The 13,670-nt window shown below is 44.2% G+C and carries 17 protein-coding genes; 1 reads left to right on the forward strand and 16 read right to left on the reverse strand.

Annotation, left to right across the window (positions count from 1 at the left end; translation table 11 throughout):
- Positions 1-11 precede the first annotated feature (11 nt).
- The gene (hisH, locus tag ICE88_RS03760; protein WP_255535201.1) at positions 12-689 is read right to left on the reverse strand and encodes an imidazole glycerol phosphate synthase subunit HisH; all 678 of its coding nucleotides are present in this window, start codon (positions 687-689) and stop codon (positions 12-14) included.
- Positions 690-728: 39 nt separating this feature from the next.
- Positions 729-1,316, reverse strand: a complete 588-nt coding sequence (gene hisB, locus ICE88_RS03765; RefSeq protein ID WP_215290620.1) for an imidazoleglycerol-phosphate dehydratase HisB — start codon at positions 1,314-1,316, stop codon at positions 729-731.
- A gap of 135 nt (positions 1,317-1,451) precedes the next feature.
- Between hisB and hisC the strand changes: the two genes are divergently transcribed.
- Positions 1,452-2,519, forward strand: a complete 1,068-nt coding sequence (gene hisC / locus ICE88_RS03770) for a histidinol-phosphate transaminase (protein WP_216249622.1) — start codon at positions 1,452-1,454, stop codon at positions 2,517-2,519.
- Positions 2,520-2,660: 141 nt separating this feature from the next.
- Here the strand turns inward: hisC and ICE88_RS03775 are convergent, their stop codons facing one another.
- The 14 genes from ICE88_RS03775 to ICE88_RS03840 all read right to left on the reverse strand — a co-directional run bounded on the left by ICE88_RS03775 (position 2,661) and on the right by ICE88_RS03840 (position 13,669).
- The gene (locus ICE88_RS03775) at positions 2,661-3,029 is read right to left on the reverse strand and encodes a hypothetical protein (protein WP_216249624.1); all 369 of its coding nucleotides are present in this window, start codon (positions 3,027-3,029) and stop codon (positions 2,661-2,663) included.
- Positions 3,030-3,139: 110 nt separating this feature from the next.
- Positions 3,140-4,465: a histidinol dehydrogenase gene (gene hisD, locus ICE88_RS03780; protein WP_216249627.1), complete on the reverse strand. Its 1,326-nt coding sequence runs from the start codon at positions 4,463-4,465 to the stop codon at positions 3,140-3,142.
- Between the two features lie 7 nt (positions 4,466-4,472).
- Positions 4,473-5,111, reverse strand: coding sequence for an ATP phosphoribosyltransferase (hisG, locus tag ICE88_RS03785; protein ID WP_216249628.1), 639 nt, complete (start codon positions 5,109-5,111; stop codon positions 4,473-4,475).
- Between the two features lie 7 nt (positions 5,112-5,118).
- On the reverse strand, positions 5,119-6,402 hold the full coding sequence (gene murA / locus ICE88_RS03790; protein WP_216249630.1) for a UDP-N-acetylglucosamine 1-carboxyvinyltransferase: 1,284 nt from the start codon (positions 6,400-6,402) through the stop codon (positions 5,119-5,121).
- Positions 6,403-6,419: 17 nt separating this feature from the next.
- On the reverse strand, positions 6,420-6,662 hold the full coding sequence (locus ICE88_RS03795) for a BolA family protein (protein WP_216249632.1): 243 nt from the start codon (positions 6,660-6,662) through the stop codon (positions 6,420-6,422).
- 45 nt (positions 6,663-6,707) lie between these two features.
- On the reverse strand, positions 6,708-7,496 hold the full coding sequence (locus ICE88_RS03800) for an ABC transporter permease (RefSeq protein WP_216249634.1): 789 nt from the start codon (positions 7,494-7,496) through the stop codon (positions 6,708-6,710).
- A complete protein-coding gene (locus ICE88_RS03805; RefSeq protein WP_216249636.1) occupies positions 7,493-8,236 on the reverse strand; it encodes an ABC transporter ATP-binding protein in 744 nt (247 codons plus the stop codon). The genes ICE88_RS03800 and ICE88_RS03805 overlap by 4 nt, the downstream gene beginning before the upstream one ends.
- The gene (locus ICE88_RS03810; RefSeq protein WP_216249638.1) at positions 8,233-8,511 is read right to left on the reverse strand and encodes a lipid asymmetry maintenance protein MlaB; all 279 of its coding nucleotides are present in this window, start codon (positions 8,509-8,511) and stop codon (positions 8,233-8,235) included. Before ICE88_RS03810 ends, ICE88_RS03805 begins: the two co-directional genes overlap by 4 nt.
- 2 nt (positions 8,512-8,513) lie before the next feature.
- Entirely contained in the window at positions 8,514-9,158 is a 645-nt protein-coding gene (locus ICE88_RS03815) for a phospholipid-binding protein MlaC (RefSeq protein WP_251370170.1), read from the reverse strand.
- Between the two features lie 89 nt (positions 9,159-9,247).
- Positions 9,248-9,940, reverse strand: coding sequence for a VacJ family lipoprotein (locus ICE88_RS03820; RefSeq protein WP_255535202.1), 693 nt, complete (start codon positions 9,938-9,940; stop codon positions 9,248-9,250).
- A 79-nt stretch (positions 9,941-10,019) separates the two neighbouring features.
- Positions 10,020-10,496, reverse strand: coding sequence for an outer membrane lipid asymmetry maintenance protein MlaD (gene mlaD, locus ICE88_RS03825; RefSeq protein ID WP_089515029.1), 477 nt, complete (start codon positions 10,494-10,496; stop codon positions 10,020-10,022).
- Positions 10,497-10,523: 27 nt separating this feature from the next.
- The gene (gene mlaE / locus ICE88_RS03830) at positions 10,524-11,312 is read right to left on the reverse strand and encodes a lipid asymmetry maintenance ABC transporter permease subunit MlaE (protein ID WP_089515028.1); all 789 of its coding nucleotides are present in this window, start codon (positions 11,310-11,312) and stop codon (positions 10,524-10,526) included.
- Complete coding sequence (locus tag ICE88_RS03835; RefSeq protein WP_216249643.1) at positions 11,309-12,133, reverse strand: ABC transporter ATP-binding protein; 825 nt, start codon at positions 12,131-12,133, stop codon at positions 11,309-11,311. Before ICE88_RS03835 ends, mlaE begins: the two co-directional genes overlap by 4 nt.
- Before the next feature lie 72 nt (positions 12,134-12,205).
- Positions 12,206-13,669 (reverse strand): glutamate synthase subunit beta, encoded by a 1,464-nt coding sequence (locus ICE88_RS03840; protein ID WP_216249646.1) that lies wholly within the window; start codon positions 13,667-13,669, stop codon positions 12,206-12,208.
- Position 13,670 lies beyond the last annotated feature (1 nt).

Here is a 13,670-nt window from a genome sequence, read left to right on the forward strand (position 1 = left end):
AATAAAAATGATTAAGGTTGCCAACGAGTGAAATTCTGATACAAACGCAAACCTAAGTGTGCGCTTTTTTCTGGGTGAAACTGTGTTGCAAAAATATTATCTTTTGCCAAGGCACATGTAAACAAAGATCCGTAATCTGTTGCACCTACAGTATGAGCTGAATTAGCAGGAACTGCATAGTAGCTGTGCACAAAATAAAAGGCACTGTTATCTGGAATACCTTCCCACAGAGCGTGCTTTTGAACTTGTTGCACTTGATTCCAACCCATGTGCGGCACTTTGAAGTGTGAGCCATCGGCCTGATTTTTTCCAGCCAAATCAAAACGAATCACCTTGCCTGGCAACAAACCAAGACCTGGCGTGACATTCGTTCCAGCGGGTGCATCAAAACGAACCTCGGTGCTGCTCTCAAATAGCATTTGCTCACCCACACAAACACCCAACATTGGTTTAGTGCGGCTGACTTCTAAAACGGCGTCCAATAATCCAGACTCTTGCAAATGTGACATGCAATCAGGCATGGCACCTTGTCCTGGCAACACCACTTTGTCAGCCGCTTTAATTTCTTCAACTTTTGAAGAGATCATCACTTTTGCTTCAGGAGCAGCATGCATCAATGCCTGTGCAACTGAGCGCAGATTACCCATTCCGTAATCGACAATGGCAATGCTTGGTGAATTTTTAGACAAGGTCTGAACCTAATAGCGGACAGGTGAGTGGACGAGTTTTTACAAACTACCTTTTGTAGAAGGAACCACACCACTGGCACGAGGGTCTAATTCCAAAGCCATGCGCAAAGCACGACCAAAGGCCTTAAACACTGTTTCAATTTGGTGGTGCGCATTGATGCCGCGAATATTGTCGATGTGCAAAGTCACACCCGCGTGGTTCACGAACCCGCGGAAAAACTCAATCGTCAAATCAACATCAAAATCACCCACGCGTGCGCGTGTGAAAGGCACATGGAACTCCAAGCCTGGACGACCTGAAAAATCAATCACAACGCGTGACAAAGTTTCATCCAACGGCACATAAGAATGGCCATAACGGGTGATACCTTTTTTATCGCCCACTGCCTTAGCAATCGCTTGACCCAAAGTGATGCCCACATCTTCAACAGTGTGGTGATCATCAATGTGCGTGTCGCCTTTGGCTGTAACAGCCAAGTCGATCATGCCATGACGAGCAATTTGATCAAGCATGTGATCTAGGAATGGAACCCCAGAATTAAGTTGAGCTTTACCCGTGCCATCCAGATTGAGAGCAATCTGAATTTGGGTTTCTGAGGTGTTACGAGTGACGTCTACGTTGCGCATACCGTCATAATATCACCGTCCCCCTGAAATTCCACCCCGTGGTAACCTTCTGAAGGTGCTGATTTTGAACGAAATTAGCTAAAAATCATTGAAATAACCGTATAAATTACTGAATTAATAAGGCAAGACAAGAAGATGAGCCGTTTTTGGAGCAAAACTGTTAAAGAGTTAACGCCCTATGTTCCGGGCGAACAACCCAAATTAAGCCAGCTCATCAAGCTCAATACCAATGAGAGCCCTTATGGCCCCTCTCCGAAAGCATTGGCCGCCATCGCTGCCGCCAATACCGAAGCCTTGCGTCTTTATCCGGACCCAAATTCTGATGCCTTAAAGCAAAGCATTGCCAAACTTCATGGCCTGACAGCCAATCAAGTATTTGTTGGTAATGGTTCCGATGAAGTCTTGGCCCATGTGTTTTTAGGCTTACTCAAACACGAAGACCCGATTCTGTTTCCAGACATCACTTACAGCTTTTATCCGGTCTACTGCAAACTCTACGGCATCGCTTTTGACAACATTCCATTGAGTGATGACTTTTCAATTTCAGTTGCTGACTACCTGAAGAAAAATAATGGTCGTAATGGCGGCATCATTTTCCCGAACCCGAATGCACCCACAGGCAGAGCTCTGCCTTTAAAAGACATTGAAACATTGCTTCAATCCAACAAAGGCAGCGTTGTGGTGATTGATGAAGCATATGTTGATTTTGGAACTTCATCAGCCGTGTCATTGATCAAGCAATACAACAACCTCTTGGTCACTCACACCCTATCAAAGTCATATGCTTTGGCTGGCTTGCGTGTAGGTTATGCCGTGGGTCATCCTGATTTGATTGAAGCACTTGAGCGCGTTAAAAACAGTTTTAACTCTTACCCGATTGATAAATTAGCGATGGCTGGCGCCATGGCAGCCATTGAAGATCAAGACTACTTGAAGAAGATCAGTCAGTCTGTCATCAAAACACGTGAGAACTTGATTCAATCACTGAATGCTCTTGGCTTTGAAACAATTCCGTCTTCAGCTAATTTTATTTTCACGAAACATCCTAAACATGATGCCGCAAATCTATCTGCAGCACTTCGCGAAAAGCACATCATCGTGCGCCACTTCAAATTACCGAGGATTGATCAATATCTTCGCATCACCATCGGCACTGACGAACAGTGTGATGCATTAGTTAAAGCGATCAAAGAAATTCTTTAACTAACTGTGGAATACTGCATCCGTTATTCGTCTTAACTTTTTGAATAACTGCTTTATTCATCTGATCTATGGTCACTTTTTTATTTGAAGTGCCAAACAGTCCTTTTATCTCAGATATGGCTGATATTTGAAGATCATTCATTAAGCGATGCCTCTTGTAAAAAATGCCACGGCACTGATACCCACTGACATACATGCAACCATCAATCCTCCCAGGCGATTAAATAGCTTGCTAATTAATACATCTGCCATGCAGTTAATTGTGCCTTCCAAATGGGAAACTTTTTTATCCAAAAGATTAAATTTTTCATCTAGATGATCAAACTTTTGATCAATTTTTTTATTCAACTGATCCCTTACTTCATACAACTCTTTCTTGGTCGCAAAGTCATGTGTGGCATTTAAATTCATACCCACACCTTCAGCGATGACCTCTGCTTGAGATTGACTGAACCCAACTGCTTGTAATTCTTTTGAGTATTGAAGGGTGCTGAATGATGTCATGTTCATATTGTCTCCTCTTAAAACAGAATTTTATATTTTTTATAAGTAAGAAATCAAATCGACAAAAGTAATGGCACACAAACTGTGTGCCATTACTTTTAATACTTTTTATTGGATTACTTCTTGAGTCTTAACTCAGCAGCTCTTGCGTGAGCTTGCAAACCTTCGCCGTGTGCTAAGGTGCTGGCAATCTGACCAAGCTTTTGAGCACCTGTTTCACTGACCTCGATCATGCTTGAACGCTTGATGAAATCATAAACACCCAAAGGAGATGAGAAGCGTGACGTTCTCATCGTTGGTAAAACGTGATTCGGACCTGCGCAATAATCACCCAAAGACTCACTGGTGTATGGGCCCATGAAAATAGCACCTGCATGACGAATCAACTCTGCCCATTGGCGGGGATTGTCTGCACAAATTTCTAAGTGCTCGGCTGCAATTGAATTAGCAATTTCACAAGCCTCATGCATATCTTTGACCAAAATCATCGCGCCACGATCTTGCAATGATTTTTTAATCACTGCCTGTCTTGGCATCTCTGGCAAAAACTTCAAAATGCTCGCTTGCACTTGATCAATGAATGATTGACTTGGGCACAACAAAATTGATTGCGCCAATTCATCATGCTCAGCTTGCGAGAACAAATCCATCGCAATCCAATCTGGATTGGTATTGCCATCACACAACACTAAAATCTCTGATGGGCCTGCAATCATATCGATACCAACAGTACCGAACACGCGGCGCTTAGCAGCGGCCACATAAGCATTACCAGGACCGACAATCTTATCGACCGCTGGAATTGTTTCTGTGCCATAAGCCAAAGCACCCACAGCTTGAGCACCACCAATGGTGAAGGCTCGATCCACACCAGCGACTGCAGCAGCAGCCAAAACCAATGGATTGCGCACACCATCAGGTGTTGGCACCACCATGATGACTTCACTCACACCAGCGACCTTCGCTGGAATGGCGTTCATCAACACAGATGATGGGTAGGCAGCTTTACCGCCTGGAACATACAAACCTGCACGATCCAAAGGTGTTACCTTTTGACCTAAACGAGTACCATCTTCATCAGCGTAGTCCCAGCTGTGACAACCTGATTCAATCTTTTGACGCTCGTGATAACTTTTGACTCTTGCAGCCGCAGCTTCTAAAGCGGTTCTTTGTTCTTTTGGCAAAGATTCAAGCGCTGCAAATAATTCTGTTTTTGTGATTTCTAATGATTTGATTGAACTTGCTTGCTCTTTGGACAAGCGATCAAATTTTTGTGTGTATTCCAATACAGCTTGATCACCACGCGCTTTGACATCGGCCAAAATTTTTGCTGCAGCTAAATCAATCGCTTCATCATCTGCCGCATCAAAAGCCAATAGCTTTTTAAGCGCAGATGAAAAATCAGCGTCTTGACTATTGAGTTGGCGAACAAGATTGGTCATCAGAGCATCACACTTTTGAAAATGCGTCTAACAACTCTTGCAAATCAGCACGGCGTCTCTTGTACGCGGCCTGATTCACAACCAAGCGAGAGCTGATCTGACTAATCACTTCAACTTCTTTTAATTGATTGGCTTTTAGAGTATTGCCCGTAGACACCAAATCAACAATGGCATCTGCCAAGCCAACCAATGGGCCTAATTCCATCGAGCCATACAATTTGATCAAATCAACGTGAACGCCTTTATTAGCAAAGTGCTCTCGTGCCTGTTCTACATACTTTGTCACCACGCGCAAACGAGCGCCTTGGCGAACAGCGTTTGCATAATCAAATCCTTCACGAACAGCCACTGACATGCGGCACCTTGCAATACCCAAGTCGATGGGGGCATACAAACCATCCATGCCGTGCTCTGCCAATACATCGTAACCAGCCACACCTAAATCAGCAGCCCCGTATTGCACATAGGTTGGCACATCAGATGCTCGAACGATGATCACCCTTAGATTAGGGCTGGAAGTTGGCAGGATTAATTTACGTGAAGTCTCAGGATCTTCAGACACAGTGATACCTGCCTTTGCGAGCATCGGCAAAGTTTCATCAAAGATACGGCCCTTGGATAGGGCCAAAGTAATCATTTTGGACATGGCTCTATTATTTCATGCGAACGATGTTAGCGCCTACTGCGGCTAATTTTTTCTCCATTCGGTCATATCCACGGTCCAAATGGTAAATCCGATCCACAATCGTCTCGCCCTGAGCGGCCAAGCCAGCAATCACCAAACTGGCAGATGCACGCAAATCCGTGGCCATCACAATGGCTCCCGATAAGCCTTTGACACCCTCGGTGGTCGCGGTATTGCCCTCGATCACAATATTGGCACCCAAGCGATTCAGCTCTTGAACGTGCATGAAACGATTCTCAAAGATGGTTTCCGTGACCCGTGATGTGCCATTGGCAATCGCGTTCATGGCCATGAACTGGGCCTGCATATCGGTTGGGAACGCCGGGTATTCAGAAGTCTTGAAACTAACGGCTTTAGGACGTTGATTCATGGTCACATGGATCCAATCAGCCCCTACTTCAATCTTTAAACCCGCTTCGCGTAATTTATCAATCACCACATCCAAGGTATCAGGACGAGCATTCTTGATCATCAAATCAGCACCCACCTCACCCATGGCACCTGCCACGCACATGAATGTGCCTGTTTCAATACGATCCGGAATGATGCTGTGCTCAGCACCATGCAAAGCCTTCACTCCCTTGATGATCAAACGATCAGTACCAAGACCCTTGATGTTGGCGCCCATCTTGATTAGCAATTCTGCTAAATCTGTGACCTCTGGTTCACGGGCGGCATTTTCTAAAACTGTTTCACCTTCAGCTAAAACTGCTGCCATCATCAAGTTTTCTGTGCCGGTGACCGTGATCATGTCGGTCAAAATTTTTGCACCCACCAAGGCATTCGGATTTTTACCAAACTTTGCTTCGATGTAACCATGCTCAATATGAATATCCGCACCCATGGCTTTCAAGCCCTTGATGTGCTGATCCACTGGGCGCGCGCCAATCGCACAACCGCCTGGCAAAGATACTTTGGCATGACCAAAACGCGCCAACAATGGGCCTAATACCAAGATAGACGCGCGCATGGTTTTCACCAAGTCATAAGAAGCTTCCGGTGTGTGAATATCAGAGCCATCCAGAATAACCACTGAACGATCATCCGGATTCGGGAATGTGACCTTCAAACCCATCTGCGCCAAAATTTTTAGAATCGTGCGCACATCCTGAAGATCAGGAAGATTTCTTAAAGTGATCGGCTCAGCACTTAAAAGACCTGCGCACAAAATTGGCAGCGCCGCGTTTTTAGCACCGGTAATGGTGATCTCACCTTTTAGAGGAATACCGCCTTGTATTGATAACTTATCCACGTCTAATAACCTTTTAATTATTTTCCAGCCGCATGCTCTTCTGGCGTCAATGCCTTGAATGATAGGGCATGAATCTCAGATTTCATTCGATCGCCCAAAGCAGCATAGACTTTTTGATGACGTTGGACCAAACGCAAGCCCTCAAAGTCAGCACTCACAATCGTAGCAAAAAAATGTTGGCCATCTCCCTCAACGTCGAGATGAAGGCAATTAATACCATTGGCAATATAGCTTTTGACTTGTTCAGGTGTTGGCAACATATGAATATCTCTTTTAAATAACAATCATCAATGAAATAAGGTCCATTAATGTCTTAATTTATAACCGGTCGATAACAGCTTCAAGGTTAAACCAGCCACCCCAGTAAAGAAAACGCCGATGACCAATAAGCTGAACCAAGGTGACACATCAGAAATACCAAAAAATCCATACCTAAAACCATCGATCATGTAGAAGAATGGATTGAAATGAGAAATGGTTTGCCAAATGGGTGGCAAGCTGTGAATTGAATAAAAAACTCCCGACAACATCGTCGCAGGCATGATGAAGAAATTCTGGAATGCCGCCAACTGATCAAACTTTTCCGCCCAAATGCCTGCGATCAAACCAAGCGCTGCCAATAGTGCGGCACTCAACAGGCCAAAGACAATCACCCACAAAGGATGAACAAAACTCACATCCGTGAACCAGCAGGTTGCCAAAAACACACCCGCTCCTACGGCAATGCCTCTGACCATGGCAGCCAAGACATAAGCAGAGAAGAATTCAAAATGTGACAGAGGGGCCAGCAATACAAAAATCAAATTGCCTGTGATTTTTGACTGAATCAAAGACGAGGATGTATTCGCAAAAGAATTTTGCAACAAACTCATCATCACCAAACCAGGGATTAAAAATGCGGTGTAGCCAATGGTGTCATACACTTTGACATGATCTTCTAAGACATGACCAAAAATCATCAAATACAAGATGGCTGTTAAAACTGGTGCGGCCACCGTCTGAAAACTCACCCGCCAAAATCTTTTAACTTCTTTATAGAAGAGCGCATAAAAACCACTGCTTGATTCGAAGGTATTCAAATTTGATTGACTCAAGAGTCACTCTCCTCTTGCATGATTTGCATGAAGACATCTTCCAAGTCGCCATCTTTCGCATTTGGGTTTTTTACTCTTGCCAATAAATTAGCAGTCGTATCTAAGGCCACGATTTGACCTTTTTTTAGCATCGCGATGCGATTGCACAATTGCTCGGCCTCTTCAAGATAATGAGTGGTCAACACAATCGTGTGACCCTCTTGATTCAAGCGGCTGATGAACTTCCAAAGCGATTGACGCAACTCCACATCCACACCTGCCGTTGGCTCATCCAAGACAATCACGGGTGGACGATGAACCAAAGCCTGAGCCACCAAGACACGACGCTTCATACCACCAGAAAGAGCGCGCATGTTTTTATTGGCTTTATCAGTTAAACCCAAGTGATGCATGATTTCATCTATCCAGGCGCCATTATTTTTAATACCAAAGTAACCTGATTGAAACTCAAGCGCCTCGCGAACATTGAAAAAGGGATCAAATACCAATTCTTGTGGAACTATGCCGAGCAAACGTCTAGCTGCACGAAAGTCTGTTTGAACATCATGACCCATGACTTTTACTTGACCATGAGTTGGTTTGCATAAGCCAGCCAAGATAGAAATGAGTGTTGTTTTACCAGCCCCGTTAGGACCTAACAATCCAAAGAACTCGCCCTCTTCAATACTTAAATTAATGTCATTAAGTGCTAGTAAAGGGCCGTAATTTTTACTGAGGTTTTTAAATTCAATCGCACTCATGCAAGCACAACATCTGATAAACCATAAACCGTTGCTAAGCTCGCTAGTTTTTCAGGTATGGCGTCTAATTGAATATTGACTGACTGCATTTGCGCTTGACGCTTCATCGATAAAATCATGCTTAAGGCACTCGAGTCGAACGATTGCAAGTCCTTGCAGTCAATCACCATCAAACTTCCCTGCGCCAAAGTCTTCATCATGCCAAGCCCATCGGCCAACACGGACTCAACATTCGCGTGATCAATCTTTGCAGGAAATTTGAAGCTAACAGTCATTGTTATTTAGCGTTGGCCAAAGAATTATTTCTTTGTTGTAAAAACTGAATCAAGCCGTCAATGCCACCTTTGCTGACTTGATCATTGAATTGGTTGCGGTATGACTCAACCAACCAAGCACCTAAAATGTTGATGTCATAAACACGCCAAGCGTTCGCGGTCTTTTCTAAACGATAGTCCAACTGAATTGGCTCGCCCTTACCGACAACCACTGTTCTAACAATCACATCGATGTCATCTGCAGACGCTCTGAATGGCTTGTATTGAATCTTTTGATCCTTTACTTGCGCCAAAGCGCCACCATAGATACGTATCAATAGCGTCTTAAATTCTTGCGTGATCAAAGCTTGCTGCGCGGGTGTAGCCTTCGGCCAGTTGCGACCCATCGCTAAACGAGTGGTTTTTTGAAAGTCACTGTAAGGCAAAATCTTTTGATCAACCAAAGCATTGATTTTTCTTAAATCACCACTTTGAATGGCTTTATCAGATTTGATGGTATTCATCACATCTTCAACCACAAACTTCACCAAGCCATCTGGTGTGCTCATATTAGCTGCAGCTTGCGGCGCTTGAGCAAAAGAAGCTGTTGCCGTGATCAATGTCAAAGCAATAGTTGCAAATGTTTTATTCAAAATAGGGTGCATCATTAGTCGAAGTGCCTTATTTAATAGATCTGTATCAGATACCTAAATTGTATAGATAATGCCTAGCAATTTCAGAGGGTCAGTCTTTCTCGTCAATCTTCCTCTTTCACAGGAGGGGGATTGCCGTCATAAACCTGATTGCGGCGACGCTGTAAATAGCCATCTCGCATAAAGCTGTACTTATCAAATGCAGCATCTTCCAAAAGTTGCCCTGCATCCAATAAGTCTGCACGACGATTGATCACTCTCAGAGCATTCACAGCGATTTTTTCATCGCTATTGAGTTTATTGGTGTTGATCATGAAATCAGTTTCGATATCAACCACCAAACCAACTGTATCTCTCACGTTACTTGGGCCGAAGAATGGCAACACAATATATGGGCCATCAGAAATACCCCAAACGCCAAGCGTTTGGCCGAAATCTTCTCTATTCTTATCCAAACCCATATCAGTGGCGACATCAAATAAACCCAAAACACCGATGGTCGAGTTAATTAAAAATCGTCCAATGTCGCTCGCTGCTTCAACAGGTTTAGCTTGTAATAAATTATTGGCTGCAATCAACACATCATTGATGTTGCTAAAAAAGTTTGTTACGCCTGTGCGAACAAATTCAGGCAAGACAAATTTATAGGCTTGCGCAATTGGTTTGATCACATAATCATCAGCTGCTTCATTGAATGAAAAAACCGCACGATTCATGGGCTCAAATGGATCGATCTTGGCAACGCGCTCATTTTGTTGAGTGGTGGCACAACCAGTCATCAGGATCACGCTGAACATCAAGATTTTTTTTATGATTGTTTTATTGATTAAGTTCAACATATTGAATCGTCAATCTTCTTTCTTTTAAGTATTCGATCTATTTCTTGTCCGATGGCGCGCCATCAGAGGCTTTGTTATATAAAAACTGACTGATCAGGTTTTCTAAAACGATGGCTGATTGTGTTTGAGCTAACTTGCTACCACCAGCAATCATGGCTTCATCGCCGCCAGCTTCTAAACCAATGTACTGCTCACCCAATAAACCAGAAGTCAAAATCTTGGCAGAACTGTCTTTAGGGAACTTGTAACGCTCTTCTAAATTCATGAACACCGTGGCTTGATAACTTTGATCATCAAAACGAATTTCTGAAACACGCCCAACCACCACGCCCGCACTCTTCACAGGAGCACGCGGCTTCAATCCACCAATGTTGTCAAACTTGGCACTTACTTGATAAGTTGGCTCAAAAGTAAAAGCGCTCATATTTCCAGCCTTCAATGCTAAAAATAGCAAAGCCAAGAGGCCGAGCGCCACAAATAAACCGACCCAGATATCTAATGATTGTTTTTTCATAATATTTACAGAATTTATAAGACTTTATCAGCTTGAGAACATCACTGCAGTTAAAAGGAAATCCAGCGCCAATACTGCTAAGGAAGCAATCACCACTGTTCGAGTGGTTGCTCTTGCAACACCCTCTGGTGTTGGCTTAGCTTCATGACCTTGATACAAAGCAATAAAAGTAACAGCAACGCCGAACACCATGCTCTTGATCACGCCATTACCAATGTCTTTAACGACATCAACACCCGCTTGCATTTGTGCCCAAAATGCACCATCGTCCACACCGATCAATGGTACACCCACTAAATAACCGCCCATGATGCCCACCGCACTAAAAATGGCGGCCAGGATTGGCATCGCGATGATGCCAGCCCACAATCTTGGAGCAATCACTCGGGTCAAAGGATCCACGGCCATCATTTCCATGGCGCTTAATTGTTCGCCTGCTTTCATGAGACCAATTTCAGCGGTCAACGATGTTCCAGCACGACCAGCAAATAAAAGTGCAGTGACCACTGGGCCCAATTCACGAACCAATGACAAAGCCACCAATAAACCAAGGGCCTGCTCAGAACCATAACGGTTCAAGGTGTAATAACCTTGCAAGCCCAAAACAAAACCAACAAATAATCCTGATACAGCAATGATCACAAAAGAATAATTGCCAACAAAATGTACTTGATCAGTGACCAAGCGAGGACGCTTCAGCAAGAAGGCAGAGCGTCGCATTATGGTGACAAACATCCTTGAGGCATAACCGAGCCCCACCAGATGCTCTCGAACAAAGGCACCCAAATTACCTAATGTATTTAAAACACTGTTCATGACTGAGCTCCAAAATCTTCAGCCAATGTTTTTCCAGGGTAATGAAATGGCACAGGGCCATCAGGATCAGCAGAAACAAACTGCTTCACAAATGGATCTGTCGATAGTTTCAAGTCATCCGGAGTGCCTTCAGCAGCAATCGTTCCGTTTGCAATGAAATAAACATAATCTGCAATTTCAAATGTTTCTGGAATATCGTGGGTCACCAAAATACTTGTGGCGCCTAAGGCTTGATTCATGTTTTTAATCAAGCGAGCAGTGATGCCCAAAGAAATCGGATCCAAGCCAGCGAATGGCTCGTCGTACATGATCAATGGAGGATCGAGCGCAATGGCTCTCGCAAGAGCAACGCGTCTAGCCATTCCACCTGAAATTTGTGAAGGCATTAAATCACGCGCTCCGCGCAAGCCAACAGCATTGAGTTTCATCAGCACCAAATCACGCAAAGTTGCTTCACTTAATTTGGTATGTTCACGCAATGGGAAGGCGACGTTTTCAAAAACACTCATGTCAGTGAATAAAGCACCAAACTGAAACAGCATGCCCATGCGTCGGCGTGCAGCCATCAACTGCTGGGTGTTCATCAAGCCAACGTTTTGACCTTCGAACATCACCTCGCCTTGTTGAGCTGTGACTTGTCCGCCAATCAAACGCAAGACCGTGGTTTTACCGCAACCAGAACCACCCATCACAGCAATCACTTTGCCGCGCGGGAACTCCATATTGAGGCCAGAAAGAATGTTTCTTTCCCCAGGCGCATAAGAAAAGTCGACGCCTTTTAGTGAAACAATTGATTCAGTGGGTTCAACGGAATATGTCATTTACAGACTGCCACCATGTTTATTGTTGAAATCATGATGGCAGTGTATCAATAGCTGATGATGTTTAATCAATTAACGTGGCAAAACGCTGCTACCCATCAAAAACTCGTCAACAGCTCGTGCACATTGACGACCTTCACGAATAGCCCAGACCACCAAAGATTGACCGCGACGCATGTCGCCTGCAGCAAAAATCTTAGGCACATTGGTGTAGTAAGCCTTTTCACCTTCGGTACTGGCTTTAGCATTACCGCGAGGATCTTTTTCAACACCAAATGCATCTAATACTTGCTGAGCTGGTGACACAAAGCCCATGGCTAAAAACACCAAATCTGCTTTCATTTCAAATTCGCTGCCAGCAATCTCTTGCATCTTGCCGTCTTTCCATTCAAGACGCACACCGATCAACTTTTCAACCTTGCCATTTTTACCTTCAAAACGCTTGGTTGCCACTGACCAATCACGATCACAGCCTTCATCATGCGATGAAGATGTGCGCAACTTGGTTGGCCAATATGGCCAAACCAATGGTTTGTTTTCTTGCTCAGGTGGCTGAGGCAACAATTCAAATTGTGAGATTGAAGCTGCGCCATGACGATTCGATGTACCCACACAGTCTGAACCAGTGTCACCGCCACCAATCACGATCACATGCTTGCCGTCTGCACGGATTTCATTTTTGTTGTCTCCAGCAACTTCTTTGTTCTGAGGAATCAAAAACTCTAATGCATAGTGAATGCCTGATAGCTCACGACCAGGAACTGGTAAATCACGTGGCTGCTCTGCACCACCAGTGATGACAACTGCATCAAAGTCTTTTTGTAACTGCTCTGGAGAAACTACTTTCTTGGAGTAATTCTTAACTTCTTTACCCAAAGTATCTTTACCAACAAAAGTACCTGTCTCAAATTTTACGCCCTCGGCCTTCATCTGCTCGACACGACGATCAATCAAAGTTTTTTCCATCTTGAAGTCAGGGATGCCATAACGCAACAAACCACCGACACGATCGTTCTTTTCATAAAGCGTGACATCATGACCCACACGAGCCAATTGCTGAGCAGCGGCCATGCCTGCAGGACCTGATCCAACGATGGCTACTTTTTTACCTGTTTTTTGTTTGGCGACCTGAGGTTTCACCCAATCATTGGCCCATGCCTTATCAATAATGGCGTGCTCAATTGATTTGATGCCGACAGGTGCCTCATTAATACCCAATGTGCAAGCAGCCTCACAAGGTGCTGGACAAATACGACCCGTGAACTCAGGGAAGTTATTGGTTGAATGCAAAACATCAATCGCATTCTTCCAATCTTGCTGATACACCAAATCATTGAAGTCAGGAATGATGTTGTTAACTGGGCAACCGCTATTGCAAAACGGAATACCGCAATCCATACAACGAGCACCCTGAGTTTTTGCCTCATCATCTGACAAAGTCATCACAAACTCTTTGTAATGCTTCACGCGTTTTTGTGGCTCCTCATAATGCTCGCTGAGGCGCTCAAATTCCATAAATCCAGTGACCTTACCCATC

This window comes from Polynucleobacter sp. AM-26B4, assembly GCF_018882285.1.
Classification (GTDB): Bacteria; Pseudomonadota; Gammaproteobacteria; order Burkholderiales; family Burkholderiaceae; genus Polynucleobacter.

What these genes read in the sequence shown, in the direction of transcription:
- hisB (WP_215290620.1), bottom strand. Translation starts at nt 1,316, where the DNA reads ATGCGCAACGTAGACGTCACTCGTAACACCTCAGAAACCCAAATTCAG.
- hisC (WP_216249622.1), top strand. Translation starts at nt 1,452, where the DNA reads ATGAGCCGTTTTTGGAGCAAAACTGTTAAAGAGTTAACGCCCTATGTT.
- ICE88_RS03775 (WP_216249624.1), bottom strand. Translation starts at nt 3,029, where the DNA reads ATGAACATGACATCATTCAGCACCCTTCAATACTCAAAAGAATTACAA.
- hisD (WP_216249627.1), bottom strand. Translation starts at nt 4,465, where the DNA reads ATGACCAATCTTGTTCGCCAACTCAATAGTCAAGACGCTGATTTTTCA.
- hisG (WP_216249628.1), bottom strand. Translation starts at nt 5,111, where the DNA reads ATGTCCAAAATGATTACTTTGGCCCTATCCAAGGGCCGTATCTTTGAT.
- ICE88_RS03795 (WP_216249632.1), bottom strand. Translation starts at nt 6,662, where the DNA reads ATGTTGCCAACACCTGAACAAGTCAAAAGCTATATTGCCAATGGTATT.
- ICE88_RS03805 (WP_216249636.1), bottom strand. Translation starts at nt 8,236, where the DNA reads ATGAGTGCGATTGAATTTAAAAACCTCAGTAAAAATTACGGCCCTTTA.
- ICE88_RS03810 (WP_216249638.1), bottom strand. Translation starts at nt 8,511, where the DNA reads ATGACTGTTAGCTTCAAATTTCCTGCAAAGATTGATCACGCGAATGTT.
- ICE88_RS03815 (WP_251370170.1), bottom strand. Translation starts at nt 9,158, where the DNA reads ATGATGCACCCTATTTTGAATAAAACATTTGCAACTATTGCTTTGACA.
- ICE88_RS03820 (WP_255535202.1), bottom strand. Translation starts at nt 9,940, where the DNA reads ATGTTCAGCGTGATCCTGATGACTGGTTGTGCCACCACTCAACAAAAT.
- mlaD (WP_089515029.1), bottom strand. Translation starts at nt 10,496, where the DNA reads ATGAAAAAACAATCATTAGATATCTGGGTCGGTTTATTTGTGGCGCTC.
- mlaE (WP_089515028.1), bottom strand. Translation starts at nt 11,312, where the DNA reads ATGAACAGTGTTTTAAATACATTAGGTAATTTGGGTGCCTTTGTTCGA.
- ICE88_RS03835 (WP_216249643.1), bottom strand. Translation starts at nt 12,133, where the DNA reads ATGACATATTCCGTTGAACCCACTGAATCAATTGTTTCACTAAAAGGC.
- ICE88_RS03840 (WP_216249646.1), bottom strand. Translation starts at nt 13,669, where the DNA reads ATGGGTAAGGTCACTGGATTTATGGAATTTGAGCGCCTCAGCGAGCAT.